Source organism: Streptomyces rubiginosohelvolus, from assembly GCF_014649875.1.
Classification (GTDB): domain Bacteria; phylum Actinomycetota; class Actinomycetes; order Streptomycetales; family Streptomycetaceae; genus Streptomyces; species Streptomyces rubiginosohelvolus.
Window position 1 is genome coordinate 97,565 of record NZ_BMTW01000017.1, and the last position, 24,674, is coordinate 122,238.

The window sequence follows — 24,674 nt, forward strand, 5'->3', positions numbered from 1 at the left end:
GACCTCCTGGGTCGTGCCCAGGGGCCTTCCCGGGCCGCGTGAATGGATTTGCGCTGCCCGACCCGCTGACGTAATGTTGCATTCACCGACGCGGGGTGGAGCAGCTCGGTAGCTCGCTGGGCTCATAACCCAGAGGTCGCAGGTTCAAATCCTGTCCCCGCTACTGAAGACGAAGGCCCGGATCTCATCGAGATCCGGGCCTTCGTCGTATCCGGGCACACAAAGAGCCGGGGTCCGCCTGTCGTGACAGGCGGACCCCGGCTCCTGCGGTTGTCGCTCAGGCGGTGGCGGCGCAGTTCGGGCAGATGCCGCGGTACGTCACCTCGACGCCGGAGACCATGAAGCCGTAGCGCTCGTCCGTCGGCAGGTCCGCCAGCGGGTTGCCCGCCGGGTGCACGTCCCGGATCGCGCCGCACTGCGCGCACACCAGGTGGTGGTGGGGGCGGTGCGCGTTCGGGTCGTAGCGCTTGGCCCGGCGGTCGGTGGAGACCTCCAGCACCTCACCGAGAGACACCATCTCGCCGAGGGTGTTGTAGACGGTGGCGCGCGAGATCTCGGGCAGCCGGGAAACGGCCCTCGCGTGGACCTCGTCCGCCGTCAGGTGCACGTGGTCCCCGTCGAGGACCTCGGCCACGACACGCCGCTGCGCCGTCATGCGCCAGCCGCGTCCACGAAGTCGTTCCAGCAGGTCGCTCATGCAGCCCAGCCTAACAGTGGGGGGACCGAGTCCCGATCGGGTGTGACTTTGGATGCTCGCTTGACTTAGACATTGTCCATTGTAGGATCGATAACGGCATTGGCCAAGGGGCAGGGCTGTACAGGACGGAACGCTGTGCAGGGATACGACGCAGGAGGCGCACGTGACGCAGGGACCGCTGACGACGGAGGCCGGCGCGCCGGTTGCCGACAACCAGAACAGTGAGACAGCGGGCCCCGGCGGTCCCGTTCTCGTGCAGGACCAGGCGCTGCTGGAGAAGCTCGCCCACTTCAACCGCGAGCGCGTCCCGGAGCGCGTCGTGCACGCCCGCGGCGCCGGCGCGTACGGCACCTTCACGCTGACCCGTGACGTCTCGCAGTGGACCCGGGCGAAGTTCCTCTCCGAGGTCGGCAAGCGGACCGAGACCTTCCTGCGCTTCTCGACCGTCGCGGGCAACCTCGGCTCCGCCGACGCCGTGCGCGACCCCCGCGGCTTCGCGCTGAAGTTCTACACCGAGGAGGGCAACTACGACCTCGTCGGCAACAACACCCCGGTGTTCTTCATCAAGGACGCCATCAAGTTCCCCGACTTCATCCACACCCAGAAGCGCGACCCGTACACCGGCTCGCAGGAGGCGGACAACGTTTGGGACTTCTGGGGTCTGTCGCCCGAGTCGACGCACCAGGTGACCTGGCTCTTCGGCGACCGGGGCATCCCGGCCACGCTGCGCCACATGAACGGGTACGGCTCGCACACCTACCAGTGGAACAACGAGGCCGGCGAGGTCTTCTGGGTCAAGTACCACTTCAAGACCGACCAGGGCATCAAGAACCTCACCCAGGACGAGGCCAACAAGCTGGCCGGCGAGGACCCCGACAGCCACCAGCGCGATCTGCGCGAGTCGATCGAGCGCGGCGACTTCCCGTCCTGGACCGTGCAGGTCCAGATCATGCCCGCCGCGGACGCGGCGACCTACCGCTTCAATCCGTTCGACCTCACCAAGGTGTGGCCGCACGCGGACTACCCGCCGATCGAGATCGGCAAGCTGGAGCTCAACCGCAACCCGGAGAACGTCTTCGCCGAGGTCGAGCAGTCGATCTTCAGCCCCGCGCACTTCGTGCCGGGCATCGGCCCGTCCCCGGACAAGATGCTCCAGGGCCGCCTCTTCGCGTACGGCGACGCCCACCGCTACCGCGTCGGCATCAACGCCGACCACCTGCCCGTGAACCGCCCGCACGCCACCGAGGCGCGCACCAACAGCCGGGACGGCTTCCTCTACGACGGCCGCCACAAGGGCGCCAAGAACTACGAGCCCAACAGCTTCGGCGGCCCCGCCCAGACCGACCGGCCGCTGTGGCAGCCGCTCCCGGTCACCGGCGCCACCGGCAACACCGAGGCGCCCAGCCACGCCGAGGACAACGACTTCGTCCAGGCGGGCGACCTCTACCGGCTCTTCTCCGAGGACGAGAAGGTCCGGCTGGTCGAGAACCTCGCCGGGTTCATCGCCAAGGTCTCGCGCGACGACATCGCCGAGCGTGCGATCGGCAACTTCCGCCAGGCGGACGCCGACTTCGGCAAGCGGCTGGAAGCCGCGGTCCAGGCCCTTCGCGGCTGACCGGACGCTTGTCGTCGACCGTGGGCCGGGTCCCCTCGCGGGGGTCCGGCCCACCGGTCGTTCCGGCCCCCGGCGGGCGTCAGCCGGCCGCCGCGGCGGGCGTACGGCGGCGGGCGGGGGCCCAGCAGCGGATGATGTCGCGGACCGACACGATGCCCACCGGGCCGTCGCCGTCCAGCACGATCAGGTGCCGGAACCCTCCGTGCGTCATGGCTTCCGCGGCCTCCTCCAGGGTCCACGCCGGGGCGGCGAACACCACGTCGGTGGTGGTGTGGGCGGACGTGGTCTCGCGGTCGGGGTCCAGCCCCGATCCGACCGCGTCCAGGATGTCGCGCTCGGTGATGATGCCGAGCCCGCAGGTGTCCGGGTCGTGGACGACAGCTGCCCCGATCCGGCGGGCCGACATCAGCCGGGCCGCCTGGCGGAGCGTGTGGGTGGGGCCGATGGTGAGGACCACCGTGCTCATGGCGTCACGGACGAGCATGAATCGAGCCACCTCCTCGGTGAGCCGACTCTGTGAGTCGATTCACAAGTTCACAAGTGGGGGACTCTCAGAGTTGCACCCTTGGGCCGGGTCGACAAGGGGTGGGTGGGCGTGCGCCGGGGGAGTGCGCGAGCGCGCACGCGACGGCCGGCGCCGCCGGGGCGGCACGGTTCAGCGGTGCCGCCCGAGCGCGGGCTCAGTAGCGCTGGTTGAGATACCCCAGCAGCTCGTCGTGGAGGAGACCGTTCGAGGCCGCCGCGTTTCCGCCGCCCGGACCGTCCTCCCCGTCCAGCGAGGTGTACCGGCCGCCCGCCTCCTGGACGACGATCGCGGGCGCCGCCATGTCCCACAGCGACAGCTCCGGCTCCGCGCAGAGGTCCACGGAACCCTCGGCGACCATCATGTACGGCCAGAAGTCCCCGTAACCCCGCGTCCGCCAGCAGGCCCGGGTCAGGTCCAGGAGACCGTCGAGGCGGCCCTGCTCCTCCCAGCCCGACAGCGAGGAGAACGCGAACGAGGCGTCCGCGATCCGCCCCACCTTCGACACATGCATCCGGGTCGCGGAGGTGAGGCTGCGGCCGGTGTACGCGCCCGCGCCCTTCGCCGCCCACCAGCGCCGGTTCAGCGCGGGCGCGGAGACCACGCCCACCACCGGGCGGAAGCCCTCGTCGCCCGCCTCCATCAGCGAGATCAGCGTCGCCCACACCGGCACACCGCGCACATAGTTCTTGGTGCCGTCGATCGGGTCGATCACCCAGCGCCGCGGACCGGTGCCCTCGACCCCGTACTCCTCGCCCAGGATCGCGTCCCTCGGGCGGGCCCGATGCAGATGGCCCCGGATCAGCTCCTCGGCGGCCTTGTCGGCCTCGCTCACCGGCGTCATGTCCGGCTTGGTCTCCACCTTCAGGTCGAGAGCCTTGAACCGGTCCATCGTCGCGGCGTCGGCGGCGTCCGCCAGTACGTGGGCGAGGCGCAGATCATCGTGGTAGTCGGGCATGCCGCCACAGTATCCAGCGCCGCCGGACGCGGGCCACAGCGCCCCTGCGGCCCGCAACTCTTGACAGCCCCCGGGAGCGCGTCAACTCTGAACGGCAGGATCCCGGGGCGGGGGAGGCGACGATGCCGACAGCGCGGCAGGCCTTGCTGGACGCCGCCCTCCGGGCCCTGGCCGGCCGGCCCTGGCGCGCCGTGCGCATGGTGGACGTCGCGACCCTGGCCGGTGTCTCGCGCCAGACCCTCTACAACGAGTTCGGCACCAAGGGCGGACTGGCCGGGGCCCTTCTGCGAGGGGCCGCCGACGGCTATCTCGCCGGGGTCGACCGCGCCCTGACCGCCCCCGCGCCCGATCGTCCGGCCGCCGTCGCGCTCTGGACCCTCCTGGCCGCCCGCCAGGACGTGCTGGTCAGGGCGCTGCTCACGGGGCACTGGGCGGAGGGGCTGCCCCGCCCGGACCGGCGGCCGGACCCCCGGGGGCGTACGGGCGGGAAACCGCCGCCGGAGCCCGGGGAACTGCTCGCGCTGGTACGGGACCGGATGGCGGCGGCCTCGCCCGGGGTCACCGCCGGGCGCTGCGAGACCGTCCTGCGCCTCGCACTGTCCTGTGTGATCGTGCCGGTGCCGGACGACGACGTCACGGACAGCCGCGCGCTCCGCCTCGTCCGGGAGGCGACGCGGCCGATGGTCCTGGAGAGGGCGGCGGGGATCAGTGGGCCGAGCCGGACAGCTGGAGGCCGATCACACCGATGATCACCAGGGAGATCGACACCAGTTTCAGGGTGGAGACCACGTCGCCGAGGAAGATCATGCCGTAGATCGCGGTCCCGGCGGCCCCGATCCCGGTCCACACCGCGTACGCCGGGCCTACGTCCAGTTTCCGCAGCGCCAGGGTCAGCAGCCCGAAGCTGCCGAGCGCGAACACGGCGAACGCGACCGTCGGCCAGAGCCGGGTGAATCCGTGGGAGAGCTTCAGACACACGGCGAAGCCGGTCTCCAGCAGTCCTGCGACCACGACCAGCAGCCACGCCATCGTCAGTTGCCTCCCGCATAGGTGACGGCTTCGTCCCACTCGGTGCGATTATGCCTTTACCGGTCGTTGAAGCTCGCAAACATGCCCACGCCGCCCCGAAGGATTGCGGCCGGACGCGCCGTCAGTCGCCCTCGCGCCGCTCGCGGGTGGCGAGCAGCCGGCGCAGGGAGTCCAGGCGCGCCGGGTCGGCGTGCCCCTCGGCCACCCAGGCGTCCAGCGCGCACTCGGGCTGGTTCCCGTCATGGGTGCAGCCGCGCGGGCACTCCTCGGTGCCCGGCTCCAGGTCCGGGAAGGCGTGGATGACGCGCGACGGGTCGACGTGGTGCAGCCCGAAGGAGCGCACGCCCGGGGTGTCGACCACCCAGCCCCGGTCGCCGGGCAGCGGCAGCGCGAGGGCCGAGGTGGTGGTGTGCCGGCCCCGGCCGGTGACCGCGTTGACGATGCCGGTGGTCCGCCGCCGGTCCTCCGGCACCAGGGCGTTGACCAGCGTCGTCTTGCCGACCCCGGAGTGGCCGACGAAGGCGGTGACCTTGCCCTCCAGCAGCTCGCGCACCCGCTCCGCCGCGTCGCCGTTCTCCAGCTCCTCGCGGCTGGTCACGACGTACGGGACGCCGAGCGGGGTGTACGCCTCCAGCAGCTTGTCCGGCGACGCCAGGTCGGACTTGGTCAGCACGAGGAGCGGGGTGAGCCCGCCGTCGTACGCCGCCACCAGACAGCGGTCGATCATGCGCGGGCGGGGCTCCGGGTCGGCCAGCGCGGTGACGATCGCCAACTGGTCGGCGTTGGCGACGACCACGCGCTCGTACGGGTCGTCGTCGTCGGCCGTGCGGCGCAGCACCGTACGGCGCGGGGCGATGCGCACGATCCGGGCCAGGGTGTCCTTCTCGCCCGAGAGGTCCCCGACGATGGAGACGGTGTCGCCCACCACGGCGGCCTTGCGGCCCAGCTCGCGGGCCTTCATCGCCACCACGGTCCGGCCCTCGACGAGGCAGGTGAGCCGGCCCCGGTCGACGGTGAGCACCATGCCGTCCTCGGCGTCCTCGTGCTTGGGCCGGATGTGCGTACGCGGCCGGTTGCCCTTGCGGTTGGGGCGGACGCGGATGTCGTCCTCGTCGGGGTTCTTCCCGTAGCGGCGCATGACTTCTAGGCCCCGAGCATTCCGGTCCACATGTCCGGGAAGTCCGGCAGGGTCTTGGCGGTCGTGCCCACGTTCTCGATCTCCACGCCCTTCACCGCCAGGCCGATGATCGCCCCGGCGGTGGCCATGCGGTGGTCGTCGTACGTGTGGAAGACGCCGCCGTGCAGCGGGCGCGGGCGGATGTGCAGTCCGTCGGCGGTCTCGGTGACATCGCCGCCCAGCTCGTTGATCTCCTTGGTCAGCGCGGCCAGCCGGTCCGTCTCGTGCAGCCGCAGGTGGGCCACCCCGCTCAGCGTGGAGGGGGAGTCGGCCAGGGCGGCGACCGCCGCGATGCCCGGCGTCAGCTCGCCGACCTCGCCGAGGTCCACGTCGATGCCGTGGATCCGGCCCGTACCGGTGAAGGTCAGCCCGCGCTCGGTCAGCTCGCAGGAGCCGCCCATCGCGGTGAAGATCTCGCGCAGCGCGTCGCCCGGCTGGGTGGTGCGCTCGGGCCAGTCCGGGATCGTGACCCGGCCGCCGGTCACCAGGGCCGCCGCCAGGAACGGCTGGGCGTTGGAGAGGTCCGGCTCGATCGTCAGGTCCCGGCCGAGCAGGGCGGAGGGGGAGACCCGCCAGACGTTGGGCTCACCGCCCGTCTCCGGCTCGTCCACCTGCGCGCCGACGGCCCGCAGCATGTCGACGGTCATCCGGATGTGCGGCATCGAGGGGAGCACGGCCCCGGTGTGCCGGACCTCCACACCCTGGTTGAACCGCGGCGCCGACAGCAGCAGCGCCGAGACGAACTGCGAGGACGACGACGCGTCGATCGAGACCGGGCCGCCCTCCAGCGCCCCGCCGCCGTGCACGGTCAGCGGCAGCGCGCTGCGCCCGTCGTCGTCGATCCGCGCGCCGAGAGCGCGCAGGCCCTCGATCACCCCGGTCAGCGGGCGCTCGTAGGAGCGGGGGTCGCCGTCGAAGCGGATCGGGCCGTCGGCGAGCGTGGCGACGGGCGGCAGGAAGCGCATGACCGTGCCCGCGTTGCCGACGTCGACCGTGGCCGGGCCGTGCAGCCCCGCCGGGATGACCCGCCATGCCTCGCCCGAGCTGTCCGGGGAGGCCGCGGCGGACGGGCTGCTCGCGGACGAGGAGGAGACGGTCTCCTCGATGCCGACGCCCATGGCGCGCAGCGCGTCGGCCATCAGCAGGGTGTCGCGGGAGCGCAGCGGGCGGCGCAGCCAGCCCGGCTCGGCGGCCAGCGATGCCAGCACGAGCGCGCGGTTGGTGACCGATTTCGATCCGGGCACGGTGACGGTGGCGTCGACGGCCCCGCTCGCATGGGGGGCGGGCCAGAGGGCGGGCTGCACGGAACTCTCGGTCATGGCCAACACTTTAGTGGCTTTACGCCGACCTGGATCCTGGCCAAAAGGGCGGAAACCGTCCCGTAACCAGAGAGTGGTACGGACCGCGACGGCCGCCCCGTCCTCACCAGCCCAGCAGCCACCTTCCGCCGCCGATCAGCGAGCACAGCGACACCGCGTGGAAGAGGAAGAGCCACAGCACCGCCGGGGCGTGCGTGAGCCGGGCCAGCTGGTCCGCGTCGGAGTCCGGGGCGCCGCCGTGCCGCCGCTTGGACTGGAGCTCGAACGGCGGCCGCACCCCGCCCAGCAGCAGGAACCACACCACCACGTACGCGAACGCCGACTGCACGTCGGAGGAGGCCAGCCAGGACACCAGGAGGAACGTGGTGCCGGTCAGGATGACGGTGAGCGCCCCGTACACATTGCGGATCATCACCAGCATCACCGCGAGCAGGGCCGTCGCCACCCACAGCAGGAGCGTGATCCTGCCGTTCGTCAGCAGCCAGGCGCCGCCCAGGCCCAGCAGGGACGGGGCCGTGTAGCCCGCCGCCGCGGTGAGGATCATGCCGATCCCCGTCGGCTTGCCGCGGCTCACGGTCAGCCCGCTGGTGTCCGAGTGCAGCCGGATGCCGGAGAGCTGCCGCCCGGTGAGCAGCGCCACCAGGCCGTGGCCGCCCTCGTGCGCGATGGTGATCGTGTTGCGGGCGAGGCGCCATATCGGGTTCGGTACGACCGCGATGAGCGCGAGCGTGGCCGTCACCACCACCAGCCACTGCTCGGGAGCGGACTGGGTTCCGGTCACGCGATCCCACAGATCGCCCAATTCGGTGCTGTTCATCGGCCGGGCGACTCCTTGCGGTCAGGGCGGGCGGTCGTGGCAGTCTGGCACTTATGTGCGGACGGTATGCAGCGAGTCGGAAGCCCGAGGACCTGACCGGACTCTTCGGTGTCGAGAAGTGGGAGCCCACCGAGACCCTGGAGCCGGACTGGAACGTGGCGCCGACCAAAGAGGTCTACGCGGTTCTGGAGCGTCCTGTTAAAGACGCGGACGACCCGCGTCCGGTTCGCCAGCTGCGCGCCCTGAAATGGGGACTCGTCCCGTCCTGGTCCAAGACCCCCGAGGGGGCCGCCCGGATGATCAACGCCCGCGCGGAGACCGTGCACGAGAAGCCCTCCTTCCGCCGCGCCTTCGCCCAGCGCCGCTGCATCCTGCCCGCCGACGGCTACTACGAGTGGGTCACCGGAGCCGAGGAGCGGCAGCTGGAGGAGAAGAAGGGCAAGAAGCGGCCCCGCAAACAGCCGTACTTCGTCACCCCCGCCGACGGATCCGTCTTCGCGATGGCCGGACTGTACGAGTTCTGGCGCGATGCGACCCTGCCCAAGGACCACGAGAACGCCTGGTGGGTGACGTGCTCGGTGATCACCACCGAGGCGGAGACCACGCCGCTGGCCGTCGCCCCCGCCGAAGGGCCGGGCGCGCTCGCCGACATCCACCCCCGGATGCCGCTCATGCTCACCCCGGACCGCTGGGACGTCTGGCTGGACCCCTCGCGCACCGGCGAGGACGAGCTGCGGGCCCTGCTGGAGCCGCCGCCCGGCGGGCTGATGCGCGCCTACCCGGTCGCCACCGCCGTCAGCAACGTCCGCAACAACGGGCCCGAACTGCTGGAGGAGCTGGCCGCGCCGGAGGAATCCACGCTGTTCTGAGGCGCGCGCGGGGGAGGATGGCGCGGTGAGCCGTCAACCACGTACGCAGAACGTCACCACCGACGCCGGTGAAGCCCGGATCACCTGGGTTCCCGCCTCCGCGCCCCGCCGCGTGCTCGCCGTGAGCCACGGGGCGGGCGGCGGGATCGAGGCCCGTGATCTGAAGGCGCTGGCCGCCGCCCTGCCCGGACACGGCGTCACCGTCGCCCTGGTGGAGCAGCCCTGGCGGGTGGCCGGCAAGAAGGTGGCGCCCGCCCCGAAGACCCTGGACACCGGCTGGCGCGGACTGTGGCCGGCCCTCGCCGCCCCCGGGCTCCCCGTCATCGCCGGAGGCCGCAGCGCCGGGGCCCGCGTCGCCTGCCGGACCGCCACCGAACTGGGCGCGGCCGCCGTCCTCGCGCTCAGCTTCCCGCTGCACCCGCCGGGCAGGCCGGAGAAGTCCCGCGCCGACGAACTGCTCGGCACCGGAGTGCCCACCCTGGTCGTGCAGGGCGGCAACGACCCGTTCGGCAAGCCCGGCGAGTTCCCGCCCGGCTCGTACACGCTGGCCGAAGTGCCCCACGGCGACCACGGGTTCGCGGTGCCGAAGCGGTCCGGCCTCACCGAGGAACAGGCGGTGGGCATCCTCACCGAAGCCGTCACCGGGTGGCTCATGTCACTCGGATGACCCAGCGCCACCGGTCGGCACGGCCGTCGCACGCGTGCCACCGGCCCCGGGAATGCTCCGCGCCGGGGCGCTGTTGTTCGGGACGTCGGTACAACAACGTCGTACGTGGAGAGGGAGTCCGTCGCATGGGTTCGACCATCTGCCCCAGCCGCTCGAACGCCGCTGACCTGGAGTGGACCGTGCTGCCTGCGGCGAGGACCACCTCCGAGCGGCCCCTGGGCGGGGGTAATCGACAGGCCGCCACCAAGCAAGGTCGACTATTCTCCGAGGCGAGCGGGTCCGGTTTCGGCTCCGCCACATCGTTGGAGGAGGTGGGTCCGGTCACTGGGACCGACACAGGGACCGACGACGGCCGCGCACCCGAGACGCCGGCCGAGCGCAACGCGCGCTTCGAGCGGGACGCGCTCGGCTTTCTCGACCAGATGTACTCGGCCGCGCTGCGCATGACGCGCAACCCCGCCGATGCCGAGGACCTGGTCCAGGAGACCTACGCGAAGGCGTACGGCTCCTTCCACCAGTTCCGTGAGGGCACCAACCTCAAGGCGTGGATGTACCGCATCCTCACCAACACCTTCATCAACTCGTACCGCAAGAAGCAGCGGGAACCCCAGCGCAGCGCCGCCGAGGAGATCGAGGACTGGCAGCTGGCCCGGGCCGAGTCGCACATGTCGACCGGTCTGCGCTCGGCGGAGTCCCAGGCCCTCGACCATCTCCCGGACTCCGACGTGAAGTCGGCGCTCCAGGCGATTCCCGAGGAGTTCCGCATCGCCGTGTATCTCGCCGATGTCGAGGGCTTTGCCTACAAGGAGATCGCGGACATCATGGGGACTCCCATCGGTACGGTGATGTCCCGGCTGCACCGCGGCCGTCGCCAGCTGCGCGGCATGCTGGAGGACTACGCCCGTGAGCGCGGGCTCGTCGCGGCCGGTGCCGGTGACTCGGACGATCGGAAGGGCTCGGCCTCATGAGCTGCGGAGAGCCGCACGAGACGGATTGCTCGGAGGTCCTCGACCATCTCTACGAGTTTCTCGACCGGGAGATGCCCGAGGGCGACTGCACCAAGTTCGAGACGCACTTCGAGGAGTGCTCCCCGTGCCTGGAGAAGTACGGCCTCGAACAGGCCGTGAAGAAGCTGGTGAAGCGCTGCTGCGGACAGGACGACGTCCCGACCGACCTGCGCTCCAAGGTGATGGGCCGGATCGACCTGATCCGGGCCGGCGAGGCCGTGCCCGATCAGGACGTGACCGTGCAGGACACGGACCGGTCGGCGACCGCCGCCGAATAGTCACCCGAATGTGCTAATCGGATCCGTAGCGGCTCGGTGAGCCGCGCAACTCACTAGCGTGGCGCGTCCATCGACCATGCTGGGGGGCGACTGCGGGCGTGAGCGGCACACCGGCGGCGGCGCGTGCCTGCATCCTGGCCGCCGTCCTCTGCGCGATCTGGTGCACGCTTCCCGCGTACACCCCCGACGCCCCGGTCCCGTGGGGCACGGCTGTCCTGCTGGCCGCCCTCGGGCTCGGCTGCCAGGCGGCCGGCCGCCGCTCGCCGCCCGGGGGCCCCGGACCGGTCGCCGCCGGAGCGTTTCTCCCGGTCCTCCTCACCGCCGCCTTCCTGCTGCCGCCCGCGGCCGCCGCGCTGGTGGCGGCGAGCGGTTCCCTGGCCGGGCGGGTGGAACAGCCGCCGTACGCGGCCCGCCGGATCTGGCGGGCCGCGCAACTCGCCCTCACCTGTGCCGCCGCCTCCTGGGCGTACGCGACCCTCGGCGGCCCCGGGACCCTCGGCGGCGGGGGAGCGGCCCCGGACTTCCCCCGCGCCCTGCTGCCCGCCTGTGCCGCGGCGCTCGCCTTCAGCCTGGTGCTGACCGCGCTCGACGGCCTCGTCCTCGCGGCGGCGGAACGCAGGCCCGTCCACCGCAGCGTGTACGCCCTCCTGCCGCTCGCCCTCGGTCCGCATCTGGTGCACGCGCTCGCCGGGCTGATGACGGCCGTCCTGTGGCGGAGCCCGTACGGCCCGCTCTCCGCGCTCCTCGTGCTGCTCCCGATGTACCTCTCCCGCTGGGTGTTCGCGCAGTACCACCGCGAACAGGCCGCCCACCGCGCCACGATCCGCGCCCTGGTGCACGCCGTCGACATCAAGGACACCTACACCCGGGGCCACAGCGAACGCGTCGGCCGGGCCTCCGTTCTGATCGCCCGCGAACTCGGCATGGACGACCGCCGGGTGGAGGGGCTCCGGTTCGCCGGGATCCTGCACGACATCGGCAAGCTCGGCGTCCCGACCCGGGTGCTGCGCAAGGACGGGCCGCTCACTCCCGAGGAGCGGCGGATCATGGAGCTGCACCCGGAGTACGGGCACGAGATCGTCCGGGGCATCGGCTTCCTGGACGAGGCCCGCGACGCGATCCTGCACCACCACGAACGGCTCGACGGCAGCGGCTATCCCTACGGGCTCAGCGGCTCGCGCATCCCCGAGTTCGCCCGGGTCGTGGCCGTCGCCGACGCCTTCGACGCGATGACCTCCACCCGCTCCTACCGCCGCGCCCGCCCGGTCCCCGCCGCGCTCGCGGAGCTGAAGCGGTGCGCGGGCAGCCAGTTCGACCCCCGGATGGTGGGGGCGCTGGACCGCGCCCTCGGCCGGCACGGCTGGAGCGAGGCCGACACCGCCGTCACGGCCGACGAACCGCGCGAGCCGTACGTATCGCGCGAGCCGTACGGTGCGGCGGCCGGGCTCCGCCAGGACGCGCCTTTGATCCCGCGCGCCCGGAGCGCCGCTCCGCTGTCCGGACCGTCCCGGGACCGCCGCCGGTGAGGGCCCCGTACGGGAGCGGCCCGCTCGCCCCGGCCGTCCTCGCGGTGCGCGGGGCCGCCCTGCTCCTCGCCCTCGTCGCGCTCGCCCACACATCGGTGCGGGGACTCGCCGAGCCGGGCCTCGCCCTGGTCTTCGGCCTCCTGGTCGCCGCCGGGGAACTGGTCCGCCGGGGCGCCGCCGCCGGGGAGCGGGAGCCCGCGCCGCTCGCCGCGGCCGGGGCCCTCGCGTACGCCCTGCTCGGGGACAGCGCCGGGCGGCCGACCACGCACGGGTCGCTCCAGGTGATCGCGGTGGTGGTCGTCGCGCAGGCGCTCGCCGCCGTACCGCGCAGGGCGTGCGGCCGTCGCACGGACGCCGACCGGGCCGCCCGCCGGACCCTGACCGTGGGCTTCGCGGCGGTCTGCTTCCAGCCGCTGTACGCCTCCGGGCAGGCCGAGCGCTGGTTCGGCGACGGGCCGTGGTTCCCGCTGTTCCCGCTCACGGTCCTGGCGCTGACCGCCCTGTGCGACGCCGTGCCGGCCGCCCTCCTGGCGCGTTCGGCGGCCCTCGCCGGGGGCCCCGGGGCTCTGCCCCCGTACGGATCGCTCCTGGTCGACGAGGTGCGCGCGCTCGCCGGGACCGGAGTCGCGATCGGGGCGACCGGGGTCGTGACGGCGCTGGGCGTCGCGGTCGCCGGGCCGTGGGCGCCGGCGGTGCTGTGCGGGCCGCTGCTGCTCACCCAGGTCTCCGCCCGCCGGTACACCGCCGTCCGCACGACCTGCGGGCAGACGATGGCCTCGCTCGCCCGCGCCACCGAGATCGCCGGGTACACCCCGCCCGGCCACGCCCGCCGGGTCGCCGCGCTCGCCACCGCCGTGGGGCGGGAGCTGGGGCTGACCGGGCCCCGGCTGACCGTCCTCGAACACGCCGCCCTGATGCACGACATCGGTCAGCTCTCCCTCCTCGACCCGGTCGCCGACGGGGCGACCGCCCGGCTGCCCGCCGCCGAGCAGCGCCGGATCGCCCTGCTCGGCGGGGCCGTGGTCCGGCGTACCGGGGCCGGTCCGGAGGTCGCGGCGGTGGTGGAGCAGCAGGCCGATCCGTACCGGGAGCAGCCGCTCGCCGCCAGGATCGTCAGGACGGTCAATGCATACGACGACCTATGCGGGGAAAGCGTCGGCGGGCCGCTCCGGGCGCTGGAGCAGCTCAGGCTCGGCACCGGGCACGACCACCAGCCACAGGTGGTCGAGGCGCTGGGACGCGTCCTCGCGCGGGGCGGTCTGACCCCGGCCGGAGCTGGGTAACCCATGGGTAATGAGCGGGCGTCCACCCGGGCATGGTTGGATGCGAAAGCAGAGCGGATGACGAGGGTGTCCAGTCGGGACAGGCGGGAATCGTGAGGATCTTCGGGAAGGTACGGCATCGGCCGTCCGCCTCTTGGCGGCAGGCCACGGACCGCGCGTTCACGCTGATCGGCGACGGCCGGTACGAGGACGCGGGGGCGCTGCTGACGCGTGCGGCGGATCTGGAGCCCTGGCTCTCGGAGTCCTGGTTCAATCTGGCGCTGCTGCACAAGTTCCGGCACGACTGGGAGCAGGCGCGCGCGGCGGGCCTGCGGGCGGTCGCGCTGCTGGACCGCGAGTCCGGCGCCCCGGACTGGTGGAACGTGGGGATCGCGGCCACCGCGCTGCAGGACTGGCCGCTGGCGCGGCGGGCCTGGCAGGCGTACGGACTGAAGGTCCCCGGCGGCGGCCAGCACAGCGCGGCCACCACCGAGCCGACCGGCATGGAGCTGGGCAGCGCCGCCGTGCGGCTCTCGCCGGAGGGCGAGGCCGAGGTGGTCTGGGGCCGTCGGCTCGACCCGGCCCGGATCGAGGTGCTCTCGATCCCGCTGCCGTCCTCCGGGCGGCGCTGGGGCGAGGTCGTCCTGCACGACGGGGTGCCCAACGGCGAGCGGGTCACCGCGGCCGGGCCCGCCTATCCGGTGTTCGACGAGATCGAGCTGTGGGCGCCGTCCCCGGTGCCGACCTGGGTGGTGCTGCTGGAGGCGGCGACCGAGGAGGACCGGGACGCCCTGGAGAAGCTGGCGTCGGACGCCGGGTTCGCCGCCGAGGACTGGTCCTCGTCCGTGCGCCTGCTGTGCCGGGCGTGCTCGGAGAGCCGGATGGAGAGCGACGAGGGCGACGGGGAGCACCTGGACCCGCACGACCACAGCGAGCCGGGCCACCCGGGACCGCTCGGCCACCGCACCGCCGGGGCCGGCGACCTCTGGGTGCCCGAGCGCGAATGCGGTCTCGCCGCCCCCGCCGGACTGGTGCGCGGACTGCTCGACGGCTGGGTCGCCGACAGCCCGGACAGCCGCGAGTGGCGGGATCTCGAAGAAGTCTGCTGACCGCTGCCCGTAGGCTGTAGGCGCACCGATCGCGGTGCGGTTCCCCCAGGTTTTGCAGGAAGGCGTACGGCGGACATGTCGCAGCAGGAGACGGACGGGCGGATCGACGTGGACGACGAGGGGTTCGTCGTCGACACCGAGGACTGCGAGGAGCGTGAGGCGGCCTACCGCGCGCGCGGCACCTCGCGTCCGATCACGACCGTGGGCAACCCGGTGCTGCACAAGGAGTGCAAGGACGTCACCGCGTTCGACGACGAGCTGGCCCAGCTGATCGACGACATGTTCGCCAGCCAGAAGACGGCCGAGGGCGTCGGCCTCGCGGCCAACCAGATCGGTGTGGACCTGAAGGTCTTCGTCTACGACTGCCCGGACGACGACGGCAAGCGGCACACCGGCGTCGTCTGCAACCCGGTCCTGGAGGAGCTGGCCCCCGAGATGCGGGTGCTCGACGACTCCAACGAGGGCTGCCTCTCGGTCCCGACCGCGTACGCCTCGCTCGCCCGCCCCGACTACGCGGTGGTGCGCGGCCAGGACGCCCAGGGCAACCCGATCCGCGTCAAGGGCACCGGGTACTTCGCGCGCTGCCTCCAGCACGAGACGGACCACCTGTACGGCTACCTGTACATCGACCGGCTCTCCAAGCGGGAACGCAAGGACGCGCTGCGGCAGATGGAAGAGGGCACGCCGCGCTACGAGACCGTCCCCAACGACTGAGGCCTCTCAGGCGGCTTCGGCCGTGGCCGCCGGGCCCCGGAAGGTCCGGCGGTAGGCGTTCGGCGTCGTACCGAGCGTGCGCACGAACTGGTGCCGCAGCGTCGCCGCCGTGCCGAAGCCCGTCTGCCCCGCGATCGTGTCGATCGTCCGGTCGGAGGTCTCCAGCAGATGCTGGGCCAGCAGCACCCGCTGCCGCAGCAGCCAGCGGTACGGCGTGGTCCCGGTCTCCTGCTGGAACCGCCGGGCGAAGGTGCGCGGCGACATGTGCGCCTGCGCGGCCAGCTGTTCCACCGTCATCTCCTGGTCGAGGTGCTGCTCCATCCACGCCAGGGTCCCGCCGACCGTGTCGCAGGCGTTCCTGGGCAGCGGCCGGTCGATGTACTGCGCCTGGCCGCCGTCCCGGTGCGGCGGGACCACCATCCGCCGGGCGATGGTGTTGGCCGCGTCCTGCCCGTACTCCTGGCGGACCAGATGCAGGCAGGCGTCGATCCCGGCGGCGGTCCCGGCCGAGGTGATCACCGGGCCCTCGTCGACGTACAGCACGTCCGGCTCCACGATCGCCTTCGGGTAGCGGCGGGCCAGATCCGCCGCGTGCCGCCAGTGCGTCGTGCAGCGGCGGCCGTCCAGCAGCCCGGCCGCGCCGAGGACGTACGCCCCCGAACAGACGCTCAGCACCCGCGCACCGCGCTCCACGGCCCGGCGAAGGGCGGACAGAGCCTCCTCCGGATGCGTCTTGGCCATGACGTTGCCGCTCGCGGGGACGGCGATGAGGTCGGCCTTCTCCAGCCGGTCCAGGCCGTGGGGCGTGCTGATGGTGAAGCCCGCGTGGGTGCGCAGTTCGGGTCCCTCGGCGGAGACCACCGCGAAATCGTGCACCGGCAGGCCCTCTTCGCTGCGGTCGAGGCCGAACACCTCGCACAGCACGCCGAGTTCGAAGGGGTGGACCTCGTCCAGCAGCAGGACGGCGACATTTTTCAGCATGGAGCCAGTGTGGCAGTAATTTGATGCTGTGTGGCAGTGCTGCCACTGACCAAAGTCCTCCGGGCGGGCGAAGGTAGAGGCATGAACCTCTTCCTGAACTACCTCGTCGTGACCGCCCTCCTCGCCCTCGTCCTCCTCCCCGCTGGCCTCGGCATCGCCCGTGACCGCCGCATCGACCGCCAGCTGCGCGACGCCGCCCGGAGGGAGGCGGGACCCACGGAAACGGAAAGCCGAGGCGGGTTCTCCCGAGAGCCTCGCACGGTCGGTCCCGCTCAGTGCCCGCTGCTCTCGTAATGGCGGGACTGCCGCTCCCAGAAGCGGTATGCGGCGTACATGAGCACGACGCCGATGGCCGGAGCGCCCCAGGCGAGCCATTCCGGCACGGCGAGTTCCTCTCCCCGTTCCATCAGCACGGTCGCCGGCAGATAGGCGACGAAGGCCAGGGGGAAGACGAAGGTCAGCCCGAAGCCGGCCACCGGGCCGAAGATCTTCAGCGGGTAGTTGCCGAAGTCGCTGAAGATCATGTCGATGGCGAACTTGATGGGAGAGACCCTCTTCATCCTGAAGACCAGCGCGGAGGCGGCCAGTTGCAGAGAACCCTCCACCAGCGCACCGCCCACCACGGCGAGCAGGAGGAAGCAGACGGCTCCCGGTGACCAGTCGACCGGTGCGGAGGCCGAGGCGATGGACAGGAGGACCACTCCGCCCGCCAGGTCACCGAGCGAGCTCAGCCGGACCCTGCGGGTGAGGAGCTGGACCAGCGGTGGCACCGGACGGACGAGATAGCGGTCGTAGTCGCCCTCGATGACGACCTCGTCGACGTGGATCAGCTGGTGACCGGGGAGCAGCCACAGGCCGTGGGCGGTGAGCCTGATTCCGTAGAGGAAGGCGATCTCCGCCAGTCCCCAGCCGCCGACCTGCCCGAAGCGGTCCAGCACCGCCCAGATGAACGCCAGCCCGACGCCCTGGTAGAACAGGCCGCCGATGATGTTGATGAACAGGTTCCCCCGGTACTGGAACTCGGCCCGGAACGCCGCACCGGCCAGCAGCAGATAGACGCGCGCACCTCGCATCGCCCTCATCCCCCCTGCGACATGACGCGGCGCCGGGCGCGCGACCAGACGAACGCGGCCAGCGCACCGAGCGCGCCGATCCAGGCGAGCTGGACCCCCAGGGCGGCCACGATGCCCAGGCCCTCGACCTGGCCCAGGTAGACGGCCGCGGGGGTGTACGCGGTGGCCTGGAACGGCAGCCATTCCGCGGCCGCCCTCACCGGTCCCGGCATGAACCACAACGGGACCAGGGCCCCGGAGAAGAACTGTGCGACGAAGCGGTAGGCCATCAGGGCGCCGCTCACCTCCAGGGTCCAGAACGAGACCATGCCGAGCAGCAGCCCGAGCAGCTGGTTCACGAGCAGCGCGCCGATCAGCGCCACCGGGTAGGCGAACCCCGCGGCCGCCGATGCCGGTGCCTGGCCCGCGCCGATCAGCAGCGCGAACGGCAGGGCCACCAGTAGGACCGGGACCGCGGCCGATGCCCACCCGAGCTGGCCGGAGAGCATCTGCCCGGGAAAGCCGACGGGCCGCAGCAGGTCCACGGCGACCTTGCCCTCCCGTACCCGCTGGTCGATGGGGGAGGACCGCCACGGGCTGACGAGCTGGTACTGGAGCGTCGTCAGCGTCGCGTACGCCGTCATGGTGGTGAGGCTGAGCCCGTCCACCTCGGCGCGGCCGTCGTAGAGGGCCTTCCAGACCACCGTCAGCAGCCAGATCTGCAGGAGCATCATGGCGAAGGACGACAGATAGGCCGTGCGGTAGGTGAGGGCGGCGCGGAACTCTATCCGGGCGCAGGCCAGATAGGACCGCAGCAGGGTCCCGGCCGGCTGCTTCGCGGAGGTGGGGGCCGCCTTCGTGGCGGAGGCCGTCGGGGCGGTCATCCGCGGTCCGCGTAGATCCGGTGGATGACGCTCTCCAGCTCGGGTTCCACGATCGAGAGGTCGGTCACCCGGTGCCGCTCCAGCACCGCCGCCACCAGTTCGGCGGGCGGGGTGCGGACGGGGTCGAAGCGCAGCCACACCTTGCCGTCCTCGCGGCGGACGACCTCCGCGCCTTCGACGCTCTCCAGCCGGTCGGTCTGCACCACGAGTTCGCGGTGCGGCGCGTAGCGGGCCTTCAGCTCGTCCACCGCGCCGTCGTAGGCGACCTTGCCGTGGTCGATGAGGATGATCCGGCCGCAGAGTTCCTCGACGTCGTCGAGGTCGTGGGTGGTGAGGACGACCGTGGTGCCCGATGCGCGGTTCAGCTCCCCGACGAAGGTGCGTATCCGCTCCTTGGCGATGACGTCGAGCCCGACGGTCGGCTCGTCCAGATAGAGGATGTCCGGGTCGTAGAGCATCGCGGCGGCGAGGTCGCCGCGCATCCGCTGGCCCAGGGAGAGCTGGCGGACGGGAGTGTCGAGGAACGGACCGAGGCCGAGCACCTCACTGAACTGCCGTTGCCTCTCGCGGAACCGGGCCTCCGGAACGTCGTAGAGGCGGCTGATCAGCCAGAGCGAGTCGCGCAGCGGCAGGTCCCACCAGAGCTGGCTGCGCTGGCCGAAGACCACGCCTATCCGGCGCGCGTTGCGGGACCGGTCCCGCCAGGGCGTGGCACCGGCGACCGTGACCGTGCCGGAGGTCGGGACGAGGATGCCGGTGAGCATCTTGATGGTGGTGGACTTCCCCGCACCGTTGGGGCCGAGATAGCCGACCATCTCACCCTGCTGGACCGTGAAGTTCACGCCGTCGACCGCACGCTTGACGGTCTGCTCACGCGTCAGCAGCGTACGGAGGCCCGCGAAGCGGCCCTCCTGCCGTGTGGGTCGGCTGAACTCCTTGACGAGGTCTGCCACTTCTATGACGGGCATGTCCGCCTCTCTGGAGCGATCCGGGCCCGGTCGGGCGTGATCGATCTGAGAGTGTGCACGCCGAGGCTTGGTCTAGTCCAAGTGTTTTTCCGTTCGGCCGGTTCTCGTCATGCTGTCAGGGACGCGGAAGGCCCCACCGTGCTCAGCGGCACGGTGGGGCCTTTCAGGTTCCGGAGCGGGTCTAGAAGTCGTCGTCGAACCCGACCGAGCCCTCGACCGCCACCTGGTAGGCGGACGGGCGGCGCTCGAAGAAGTTCGTCAGCTCCTGGACGCCCTGCAGCTCCATGAAGGAGAACGGGTTCTCCGAGCCGTACACCGTCGGGAAGCCGAGGCGGGCGAGCCGCTGGTCGGCGACGCACTGCAGGTACTCGCGCATCGACTCGGTGTTCATGCCCGGCAGTCCGTCGCCGCACAGGTCGCGGCCGAACTGGAGCTCCGCGTCGACCGCTTCCTTCAGCATGTCGGTGACCTGCTGCTGGAGCTCGTCGTCGAAGAGCTCCGGCTCCTCCTTGCGGACGGTGTCCACGACCTCGAACGCGAAGTTCATGTGCATCGTCTCGTCACGGAACACCCAGTTGGTGCCGGTGGCGAGACCGTGCAGCAGACCGCGCGAGCGGAACCAGTACACGTACGCGAAGGCGCCGTAGAAGAACAGCCCCTCGATGCAGGCCGCGAAGCAGATCAGGTTCAGCAGGAAGCGACGGCGGTCCGCCTTCGTCTCCAGCCGCTCGATCTTCTCGACCGAGTCCATCCACTTGAAGCAGAACTGCGCCTTCTCGCGGATCGACGGGATCTCCTCGACCGCGTCGAACGCCGCCGCCCGGTCGTCCGGGTCGGGCAGATAGGTGTCCAGCAGCGTCAGATAGAACTGGACGTGCACGGCCTCCTCGAAGAGCTGCCGCGACAGGTACAGCCGCGCCTCGGGGGAGTTGATGTGCTTGTACAGCGTCAGCACGAGGTTGTTCGAGACGATCGAGTCACCGGTCGCGAAGAACGCCACCAGCCGCCCGATCATGTGCTGCTCACCCGGCGACAGCTTCGCGAGGTCGGCGACGTCCGAGTGGAGGTCGACCTCCTCCACGGTCCAGGTGTTCTTGATCGCGTCCCGGTAGCGCTCGTAGAAGTCCGGGTAGCGCATCGGACGCAGGGTCAGCTCGAAGCCCGGGTCGAGCAGGTTCTTGTTTTCGGTGGAGCTCATTACTGGCAGGCCTCGCAGGACTCGGGGTTCTCAAGAGAGCAGGCGATGGCGTCCGCGTCGGGCGCCGAAGCCTGCTGTACGGGAATGGGGGCGGCGGCCGACGCCTGGCCGGACGCGGCACGGGCGATCCGGGTCGCCGGGCGCGAACGCAGGTAGTACGTCGTCTTCAGCCCCTGCTTCCAGGCGTACGCGTACATCGAGGAGAGCTTGCCGATCGTCGGCGTCTCCAGGAACAGGTTGAGCGACTGGCTCTGGTCGAGGAACGGCGTACGGGCCGCCGCCATGTCGATCAGACCGCGCTGCGGGATCTCCCACGCCGTGCGGTACAGCGCCCGCACGTCCTCGGGGATCCAGGCGAAGCCCTGCACGGAGCCGCTGGCCTCGCGCAGCGCCTCACGGGTGCGGGCGTCCCACACGCCGAGCTTCTTCAGCTCGTCCACCAGGTAGGCGTTGACCTGGAGGAACTCACCGCTGAGCGTCTCGCGCTTGAACAGGTTGGAGACCTGCGGCTCGATGCACTCGTACACACCGGCGATCGAGGCGATCGTCGCGGTCGGCGCGATGGCGAGCAGCAGGGAGTTGCGCATCCCGGTCTTCGCGACCCGGGCGCGCAGGGCGTCCCAGCGCTCCGGCCAGTTCAGCTCGGTGGCGTAGTGGTCGGGGTGCAGCACCCCGCGCGCGGCACGCGTCTCCGACCACGCGGGCAGCGGGCCCGAGCGCTCGGCGAGGTCGCAGGACGCCTCGTACGCGGCCAGCATGATCCGCTCGGAGATCTTCGTGGAGAGCGCGCGCGCCTCGGGCGAGTCGAACGGCAGCCGCAGCTGGAAGAAGACGTCCTGGAGGCCCATGGCGCCCAGGCCGACCGGCCGCCAGCGGGAGTTGGAGTTCCCGGCCTGCTCGGTCGGGTAGAAGTTGATGTCGACGACCCGGTCCAGGAAGGTCACGGCCGTACGGACGGTGGAGTCCAGGCGCTCCCAGTCGATCGAGCCGTTCGCCACGAAGGCGCCCAGGTTGACCGAGCCCAGGTTGCAGACGGCCGTCTCGCCGTCGTTGGTGACCTCCAGGATCTCCGTGCACAGGTTCGACGAGTGCACGACCCGGCCCGGCTCGGCGGTCTGGTTCGCGGTCCGGTTGGAGGCGTCCTTGAACGTCATCCAGCCCTGGCCGGTCTGCGCGAGGGTCCGCATCATCCGGCCGTACAGCTCACGCGCCGGCATCGTCTTGCGGGCCAGCCCCTTGGCCTCGGCCGCCCGGTAGGCCGCGTCGAACTCGTCGCCCCACAGGTCGACCAGCTCGGGCACGTCCGCCGGGGAGAACAGCGACCACTCGGTGTCCGCGTCCACCCGGCGCATGAACTCGTCCGGGATCCAGTGCGCCAGGTTCAGGTTGTGCGTACGCCGCTGGTCCTCACCGGTGTTGTCGCGGAGCTCCAGGAACTCCTCGATGTCCGCGTGCCAGGTCTCCAGGTAGACCGCCGCCGCGCCCTTGCGCCGGCCGCCCTGGTTCACCGCCGCCACCGAGGCGTCCAGCGTCTTGAGGAACGGCACGATGCCGTTGGAGTGCCCGTTGGTGCCCCGGATCAGCGAACCCCGGGCGCGGATGCGGGAGTACGACAGACCGATGCCGCCCGCGTGCTTCGAGAGCCGCGCCACCTGGTGGTAGCGGTCGTAGATCGAGTCCAGCTCGTCCTTCGGCGAGTCCAGCAGATAGCAGGAGGACATCTGCGGGTGCCGCGTACCGGAGTTGAAGAGGGTGGGGGAGGAGGGGAGGTAGTCCAGCTTGCTCATCAGCCCGTAGAGCGCGGCGACCTCGTCCAGCGCCCGCGCCGACTCGTCCTCGGCGAGGCCCGCGGCCACGCGCAGCATGAAGTGCTGCGGGGTCTCGATGACCTGCCGGGTGATCGGGTGGCGCAGCAGGTAACGGCTGTGCAGCGTACGGAGACCGAAGTAGCCGAAGCGGTCGTCGGCGCCGTCGGCCAGCGTCCGCTCGACCAGCTCGTCCAGCGCCTTCGCGTGCAACTCGACGAAGGCGGCGGTGCGGTCGGCGATCAGGCCCTCGCGGTGACCCACGGCGACCGAGGCGGAGAAGGACGTCGCGCCCTGGCCCGCCGCCTCGTCGGCGATCGAGAGGGTCAGCAGCCGGGCGGCCAGCCGGGAGTACGCCGGGTCCTCGGAGATCAGCCCCGCGGCGGCCTCGGTGGCCAGCGTGCGCAGCTCGGCCTCGTCGGAGCGGGCGTTGCGTCCGCGCAGTGCTGCGGCGGCGACCCGTCCGGGGTCGGTGTCGGGAAGATCGACGGTGAGATCGGTCAGGGTCCGCAGCAAGGCGGTCCCGGGTCCGTCGTTCGGGGCTTTCCCGGCCGGGGTCGACTCGGCGGATTCGGTGGCTGAAACCGGATCGGCGGGCGCGATGGTCACTGGGCTTTCCCTCGCTCGGCAGGGGGCCGGCGGAAGGAGGGGAAGCCGGGCAGCGCGAAACCCGGGGCGGGGCAGCACTGCTGACGGCGTCCACCGGCCTATCCGCGAGGCCCGGACGTCTGGCATCCGGTTCGGTCGAGCCGGACGCACTGTCGACAGGTCTTCGGACTTGCAGGTGCGCAAAAGCACACTGATCACACCGTTGCGGGACAGTTCCGGATTCGCACCGGATTCCCCTGCGGCGACAGCGAGGTCGAGCATACATGTGGGGGCCGCCAGATGCTGCGGCCCCCACATGTTGTGTCGCGTCGATTTAATGTGCCCCTCAGGACACCGCCTCCAGCGGCAGCCGGAAGGTCATGAGCCGTAGGCCCGGCACCGGTTCCCAGTCCCGTTCGGGGGTCCGCAGAAAGCCGAGCCGCCGGTAGATCCTATGGGCTGAGAGCATGGCCGGCTGCGTCGACAGCACCAGCGCCCGGACACCTTCCGCCGACCGGGCCCGCTCGATGCACGCCCGTACGAGCGCCTCTCCCACGCCCCGTCCGCGCCCCTCGCGGGCCACGGCCAGCATCCGGAATTCGGCCTCGTCCGGACCGGCGATGTCGCGCCACGGCGTGCCGGGAGCGGCATATGTCACACCGCCGAGCACGGCCCCGTCCGCGTCGAGCGCGACCAACGTCTCCGCCTCGGCCGCCCGCTGCTCCACCGCCCGCAGTTTGAGCAGATACGGGTCCTGCGGGCCGTCCAGCAGATCATCGCCGAGATACGCCTCGGCGATGATCCCGCCGAGCACGGCGTACTCGGCCGGCTCCGCCACCCTGATCGTCAGGTCCATCAGCCACTCGTCCCCACATCGTTGTTCGGTGCGCCGTCGCCGACCGGCGGCAGATCGCCGCGCTCCACCGGCTGCCGCCCGGCGCCCTCCCCGGCGGGCGGCAGCACCTGATCCAGTTCGTAGTCGTCGGCGCGGTGGGCGGCCCGGGCCGCCGCGCGCAGCGTCGCCCGGTCCACCTCCTGGCGTGTTCCGCTCAACGTCACCACCAGGCCGCCCTGTTCCCGGGCGTACGCATGACCCGACTCCGTGGCCCGGTACCACTGCTCGCCGTCCCGCTCGCAGGCCACCAGGGGCTCCTGGGCGCTGCCCGACGCCGGGCCGTCCGTGCAGTCGGCGTCGGCGTGCGGGAGGCGTTCCACCGACAGCCGTATCTGCCCGCCGTCCGGCTCGGTGTAGACGCTGCCGAACCCGTCGTCGCCGAGCACCCCGACCGACTGGCGCGCCAAGGCGTAGCCCGCGGCCTCGGTCACCCATACATGCTCCGCGACGAGCTGGGCGGCGCTCGCCCGCGCCTCCAACTCCGCCCGGCCGGGCGCCGGATCGGCCGAGGAACTCCGGTCGGCCGCCGTCTGCGAGCCGGGCGCCGGCTCGGTGCCGCAGCCCGTCGCCGCCAGGGCCAGTGCCAGCGTCATGGTCAGCGTCGGGGTCAGGAGGAGGGGCCGGAGCCGAGGTGACCGGGAGCGCGGTGTCATGGGCACATCCTTGCGTACGGTGAAGGTGCGGTGTCCCGCACGGCCGGACCCGGTCGGGGGCGCGGAAAGGGCCGCCGCGCCCC

General features: G+C 71.7%; 26 protein-coding genes, 1 tRNA gene and 1 riboswitch. Of the genes, 12 read left to right on the forward strand and 15 right to left on the reverse strand.

Annotated features, from left to right (window positions below):
* Positions 1–89 precede the first annotated feature (89 nt).
* Positions 90–163: transfer RNA gene (locus IE134_RS28950), tRNA-Met, on the forward strand.
* A 114-nt stretch (positions 164–277) separates the two neighbouring features.
* On the opposite strand, the gene IE134_RS28955 is transcribed toward IE134_RS28950, so the two are convergent.
* Complete coding sequence (locus tag IE134_RS28955) at positions 278–697, reverse strand: Fur family transcriptional regulator (RefSeq protein ID WP_010061558.1); 420 nt, start codon at positions 695–697, stop codon at positions 278–280.
* Positions 698–860: 163 nt separating this feature from the next.
* Here IE134_RS28955 and IE134_RS28960 point away from each other — a divergent pair, with 163 nt between their 5' ends.
* Positions 861–2,312 (forward strand): catalase, encoded by a 1,452-nt coding sequence (locus IE134_RS28960; RefSeq protein WP_030716708.1) that lies wholly within the window; start codon positions 861–863, stop codon positions 2,310–2,312.
* A gap of 79 nt (positions 2,313–2,391) precedes the next feature.
* On the opposite strand, the gene IE134_RS28965 is transcribed toward IE134_RS28960, so the two are convergent.
* Positions 2,392–2,796, reverse strand: coding sequence for a CBS domain-containing protein (locus IE134_RS28965; RefSeq protein WP_030716705.1), 405 nt, complete (start codon positions 2,794–2,796; stop codon positions 2,392–2,394).
* 196 nt (positions 2,797–2,992) lie between these two features.
* Entirely contained in the window at positions 2,993–3,793 is an 801-nt protein-coding gene (gene hisN, locus IE134_RS28970) for a histidinol-phosphatase (RefSeq protein ID WP_097885558.1), read from the reverse strand.
* Between the two features lie 122 nt (positions 3,794–3,915).
* On the opposite strand from hisN, the gene IE134_RS28975 reads away from it, so the two are divergent.
* A complete protein-coding gene (locus IE134_RS28975; protein ID WP_189432165.1) occupies positions 3,916–4,542 on the forward strand; it encodes a TetR/AcrR family transcriptional regulator in 627 nt (208 codons plus the stop codon).
* Here the strand turns inward: IE134_RS28975 and IE134_RS28980 are convergent.
* The 4 genes from IE134_RS28980 to IE134_RS28995 all read right to left on the reverse strand — a co-directional run bounded on the left by IE134_RS28980 (position 4,499) and on the right by IE134_RS28995 (position 8,135).
* Positions 4,499–4,822, reverse strand: coding sequence for a DMT family transporter (locus IE134_RS28980; protein ID WP_030716696.1), 324 nt, complete (start codon positions 4,820–4,822; stop codon positions 4,499–4,501). The two genes, IE134_RS28975 and IE134_RS28980, sit on opposite strands and share 44 nt — an antisense overlap.
* Before the next feature lie 121 nt (positions 4,823–4,943).
* A complete protein-coding gene (rsgA, locus tag IE134_RS28985) occupies positions 4,944–5,960 on the reverse strand; it encodes a ribosome small subunit-dependent GTPase A (protein WP_030716693.1) in 1,017 nt (338 codons plus the stop codon).
* A 5-nt stretch (positions 5,961–5,965) separates the two neighbouring features.
* Complete coding sequence (gene aroA / locus IE134_RS28990; protein ID WP_189432167.1) at positions 5,966–7,318, reverse strand: 3-phosphoshikimate 1-carboxyvinyltransferase; 1,353 nt, start codon at positions 7,316–7,318, stop codon at positions 5,966–5,968.
* 103 nt (positions 7,319–7,421) lie between these two features.
* Complete coding sequence (locus tag IE134_RS28995) at positions 7,422–8,135, reverse strand: M50 family metallopeptidase (protein WP_010061549.1); 714 nt, start codon at positions 8,133–8,135, stop codon at positions 7,422–7,424.
* 53 nt (positions 8,136–8,188) lie between these two features.
* Here IE134_RS28995 and IE134_RS29000 point away from each other — a divergent pair, with 53 nt between their 5' ends.
* The 8 genes from IE134_RS29000 (at position 8,189) to def (ending at position 15,567) form a co-directional block, all read left to right on the forward strand.
* A complete protein-coding gene (locus IE134_RS29000; protein ID WP_030716684.1) occupies positions 8,189–9,004 on the forward strand; it encodes an SOS response-associated peptidase in 816 nt (271 codons plus the stop codon).
* Between the two features lie 25 nt (positions 9,005–9,029).
* Positions 9,030–9,671, forward strand: a complete 642-nt coding sequence (locus IE134_RS29005) for an alpha/beta hydrolase family protein (protein WP_189432169.1) — start codon at positions 9,030–9,032, stop codon at positions 9,669–9,671.
* Positions 9,672–9,982: 311 nt separating this feature from the next.
* The gene (locus IE134_RS29010; RefSeq protein ID WP_010061546.1) at positions 9,983–10,639 is read left to right on the forward strand and encodes a sigma-70 family RNA polymerase sigma factor; all 657 of its coding nucleotides are present in this window, start codon (positions 9,983–9,985) and stop codon (positions 10,637–10,639) included.
* Positions 10,636–10,956, forward strand: coding sequence for a mycothiol system anti-sigma-R factor (gene rsrA / locus IE134_RS29015; protein ID WP_030716680.1), 321 nt, complete (start codon positions 10,636–10,638; stop codon positions 10,954–10,956). The genes IE134_RS29010 and rsrA overlap by 4 nt, the downstream gene beginning before the upstream one ends.
* A 98-nt stretch (positions 10,957–11,054) precedes the next feature.
* Positions 11,055–12,482, forward strand: a complete 1,428-nt coding sequence (locus tag IE134_RS29020; protein WP_189432171.1) for an HD-GYP domain-containing protein — start codon at positions 11,055–11,057, stop codon at positions 12,480–12,482.
* Complete coding sequence (locus IE134_RS29025) at positions 12,479–13,765, forward strand: HD-GYP domain-containing protein (protein ID WP_189432173.1); 1,287 nt, start codon at positions 12,479–12,481, stop codon at positions 13,763–13,765. Before IE134_RS29020 ends, IE134_RS29025 begins: the two co-directional genes overlap by 4 nt.
* Before the next feature lie 92 nt (positions 13,766–13,857).
* Positions 13,858–14,853, forward strand: coding sequence for a tetratricopeptide repeat protein (locus tag IE134_RS29030; RefSeq protein WP_006127468.1), 996 nt, complete (start codon positions 13,858–13,860; stop codon positions 14,851–14,853).
* 75 nt (positions 14,854–14,928) lie between these two features.
* A complete protein-coding gene (gene def / locus IE134_RS29035; RefSeq protein ID WP_030716672.1) occupies positions 14,929–15,567 on the forward strand; it encodes a peptide deformylase in 639 nt (212 codons plus the stop codon).
* A gap of 6 nt (positions 15,568–15,573) precedes the next feature.
* Here the strand turns inward: def and IE134_RS29040 are convergent, their stop codons facing one another.
* Positions 15,574–16,548 carry a GlxA family transcriptional regulator gene (locus IE134_RS29040; protein ID WP_030716669.1) on the reverse strand — a complete coding sequence of 325 codons (975 nt, stop codon included), beginning with the start codon at positions 16,546–16,548 and terminating at the stop codon, positions 15,574–15,576.
* An 81-nt stretch (positions 16,549–16,629) separates the two neighbouring features.
* On the opposite strand from IE134_RS29040, the gene IE134_RS29045 reads away from it, so the two are divergent.
* On the forward strand, positions 16,630–16,842 hold the full coding sequence (locus tag IE134_RS29045) for a hypothetical protein (RefSeq protein WP_030716667.1): 213 nt from the start codon (positions 16,630–16,632) through the stop codon (positions 16,840–16,842).
* Here IE134_RS29045 and IE134_RS29050 read toward each other — a convergent pair.
* The 7 genes from IE134_RS29050 to IE134_RS29080 all read right to left on the reverse strand — a co-directional run bounded on the left by IE134_RS29050 (position 16,821) and on the right by IE134_RS29080 (position 24,591).
* Positions 16,821–17,621: an ABC transporter permease gene (locus tag IE134_RS29050; RefSeq protein ID WP_030716663.1), complete on the reverse strand. Its 801-nt coding sequence runs from the start codon at positions 17,619–17,621 to the stop codon at positions 16,821–16,823. The two genes, IE134_RS29045 and IE134_RS29050, sit on opposite strands and share 22 nt — an antisense overlap.
* Positions 17,622–17,626: 5 nt before the next feature.
* A complete protein-coding gene (locus IE134_RS29055; RefSeq protein ID WP_030716660.1) occupies positions 17,627–18,484 on the reverse strand; it encodes an ABC transporter permease in 858 nt (285 codons plus the stop codon).
* A complete protein-coding gene (locus IE134_RS29060) occupies positions 18,481–19,452 on the reverse strand; it encodes an ABC transporter ATP-binding protein (RefSeq protein WP_030716656.1) in 972 nt (323 codons plus the stop codon). Before IE134_RS29060 ends, IE134_RS29055 begins: the two co-directional genes overlap by 4 nt.
* Positions 19,453–19,633: 181 nt before the next feature.
* The gene (locus IE134_RS29065) at positions 19,634–20,650 is read right to left on the reverse strand and encodes a ribonucleotide-diphosphate reductase subunit beta (RefSeq protein ID WP_030716654.1); all 1,017 of its coding nucleotides are present in this window, start codon (positions 20,648–20,650) and stop codon (positions 19,634–19,636) included.
* Positions 20,650–23,064 carry a ribonucleoside-diphosphate reductase subunit alpha gene (locus IE134_RS29070; RefSeq protein WP_098018076.1) on the reverse strand — a complete coding sequence of 805 codons (2,415 nt, stop codon included), beginning with the start codon at positions 23,062–23,064 and terminating at the stop codon, positions 20,650–20,652. The genes IE134_RS29065 and IE134_RS29070 overlap by 1 nt, the downstream gene beginning before the upstream one ends.
* A gap of 137 nt (positions 23,065–23,201) precedes the next feature.
* A riboswitch (cobalamin riboswitch) is annotated at positions 23,202–23,325 on the reverse strand.
* Positions 23,326–23,389: 64 nt separating this feature from the next.
* The gene (locus IE134_RS29075; protein ID WP_030716648.1) at positions 23,390–23,899 is read right to left on the reverse strand and encodes a GNAT family N-acetyltransferase; all 510 of its coding nucleotides are present in this window, start codon (positions 23,897–23,899) and stop codon (positions 23,390–23,392) included.
* Positions 23,899–24,591, reverse strand: a complete 693-nt coding sequence (locus IE134_RS29080) for a hypothetical protein (RefSeq protein WP_030716646.1) — start codon at positions 24,589–24,591, stop codon at positions 23,899–23,901. Before IE134_RS29080 ends, IE134_RS29075 begins: the two co-directional genes overlap by 1 nt.
* Between the last annotated feature and the right edge of the window lie 83 nt (positions 24,592–24,674).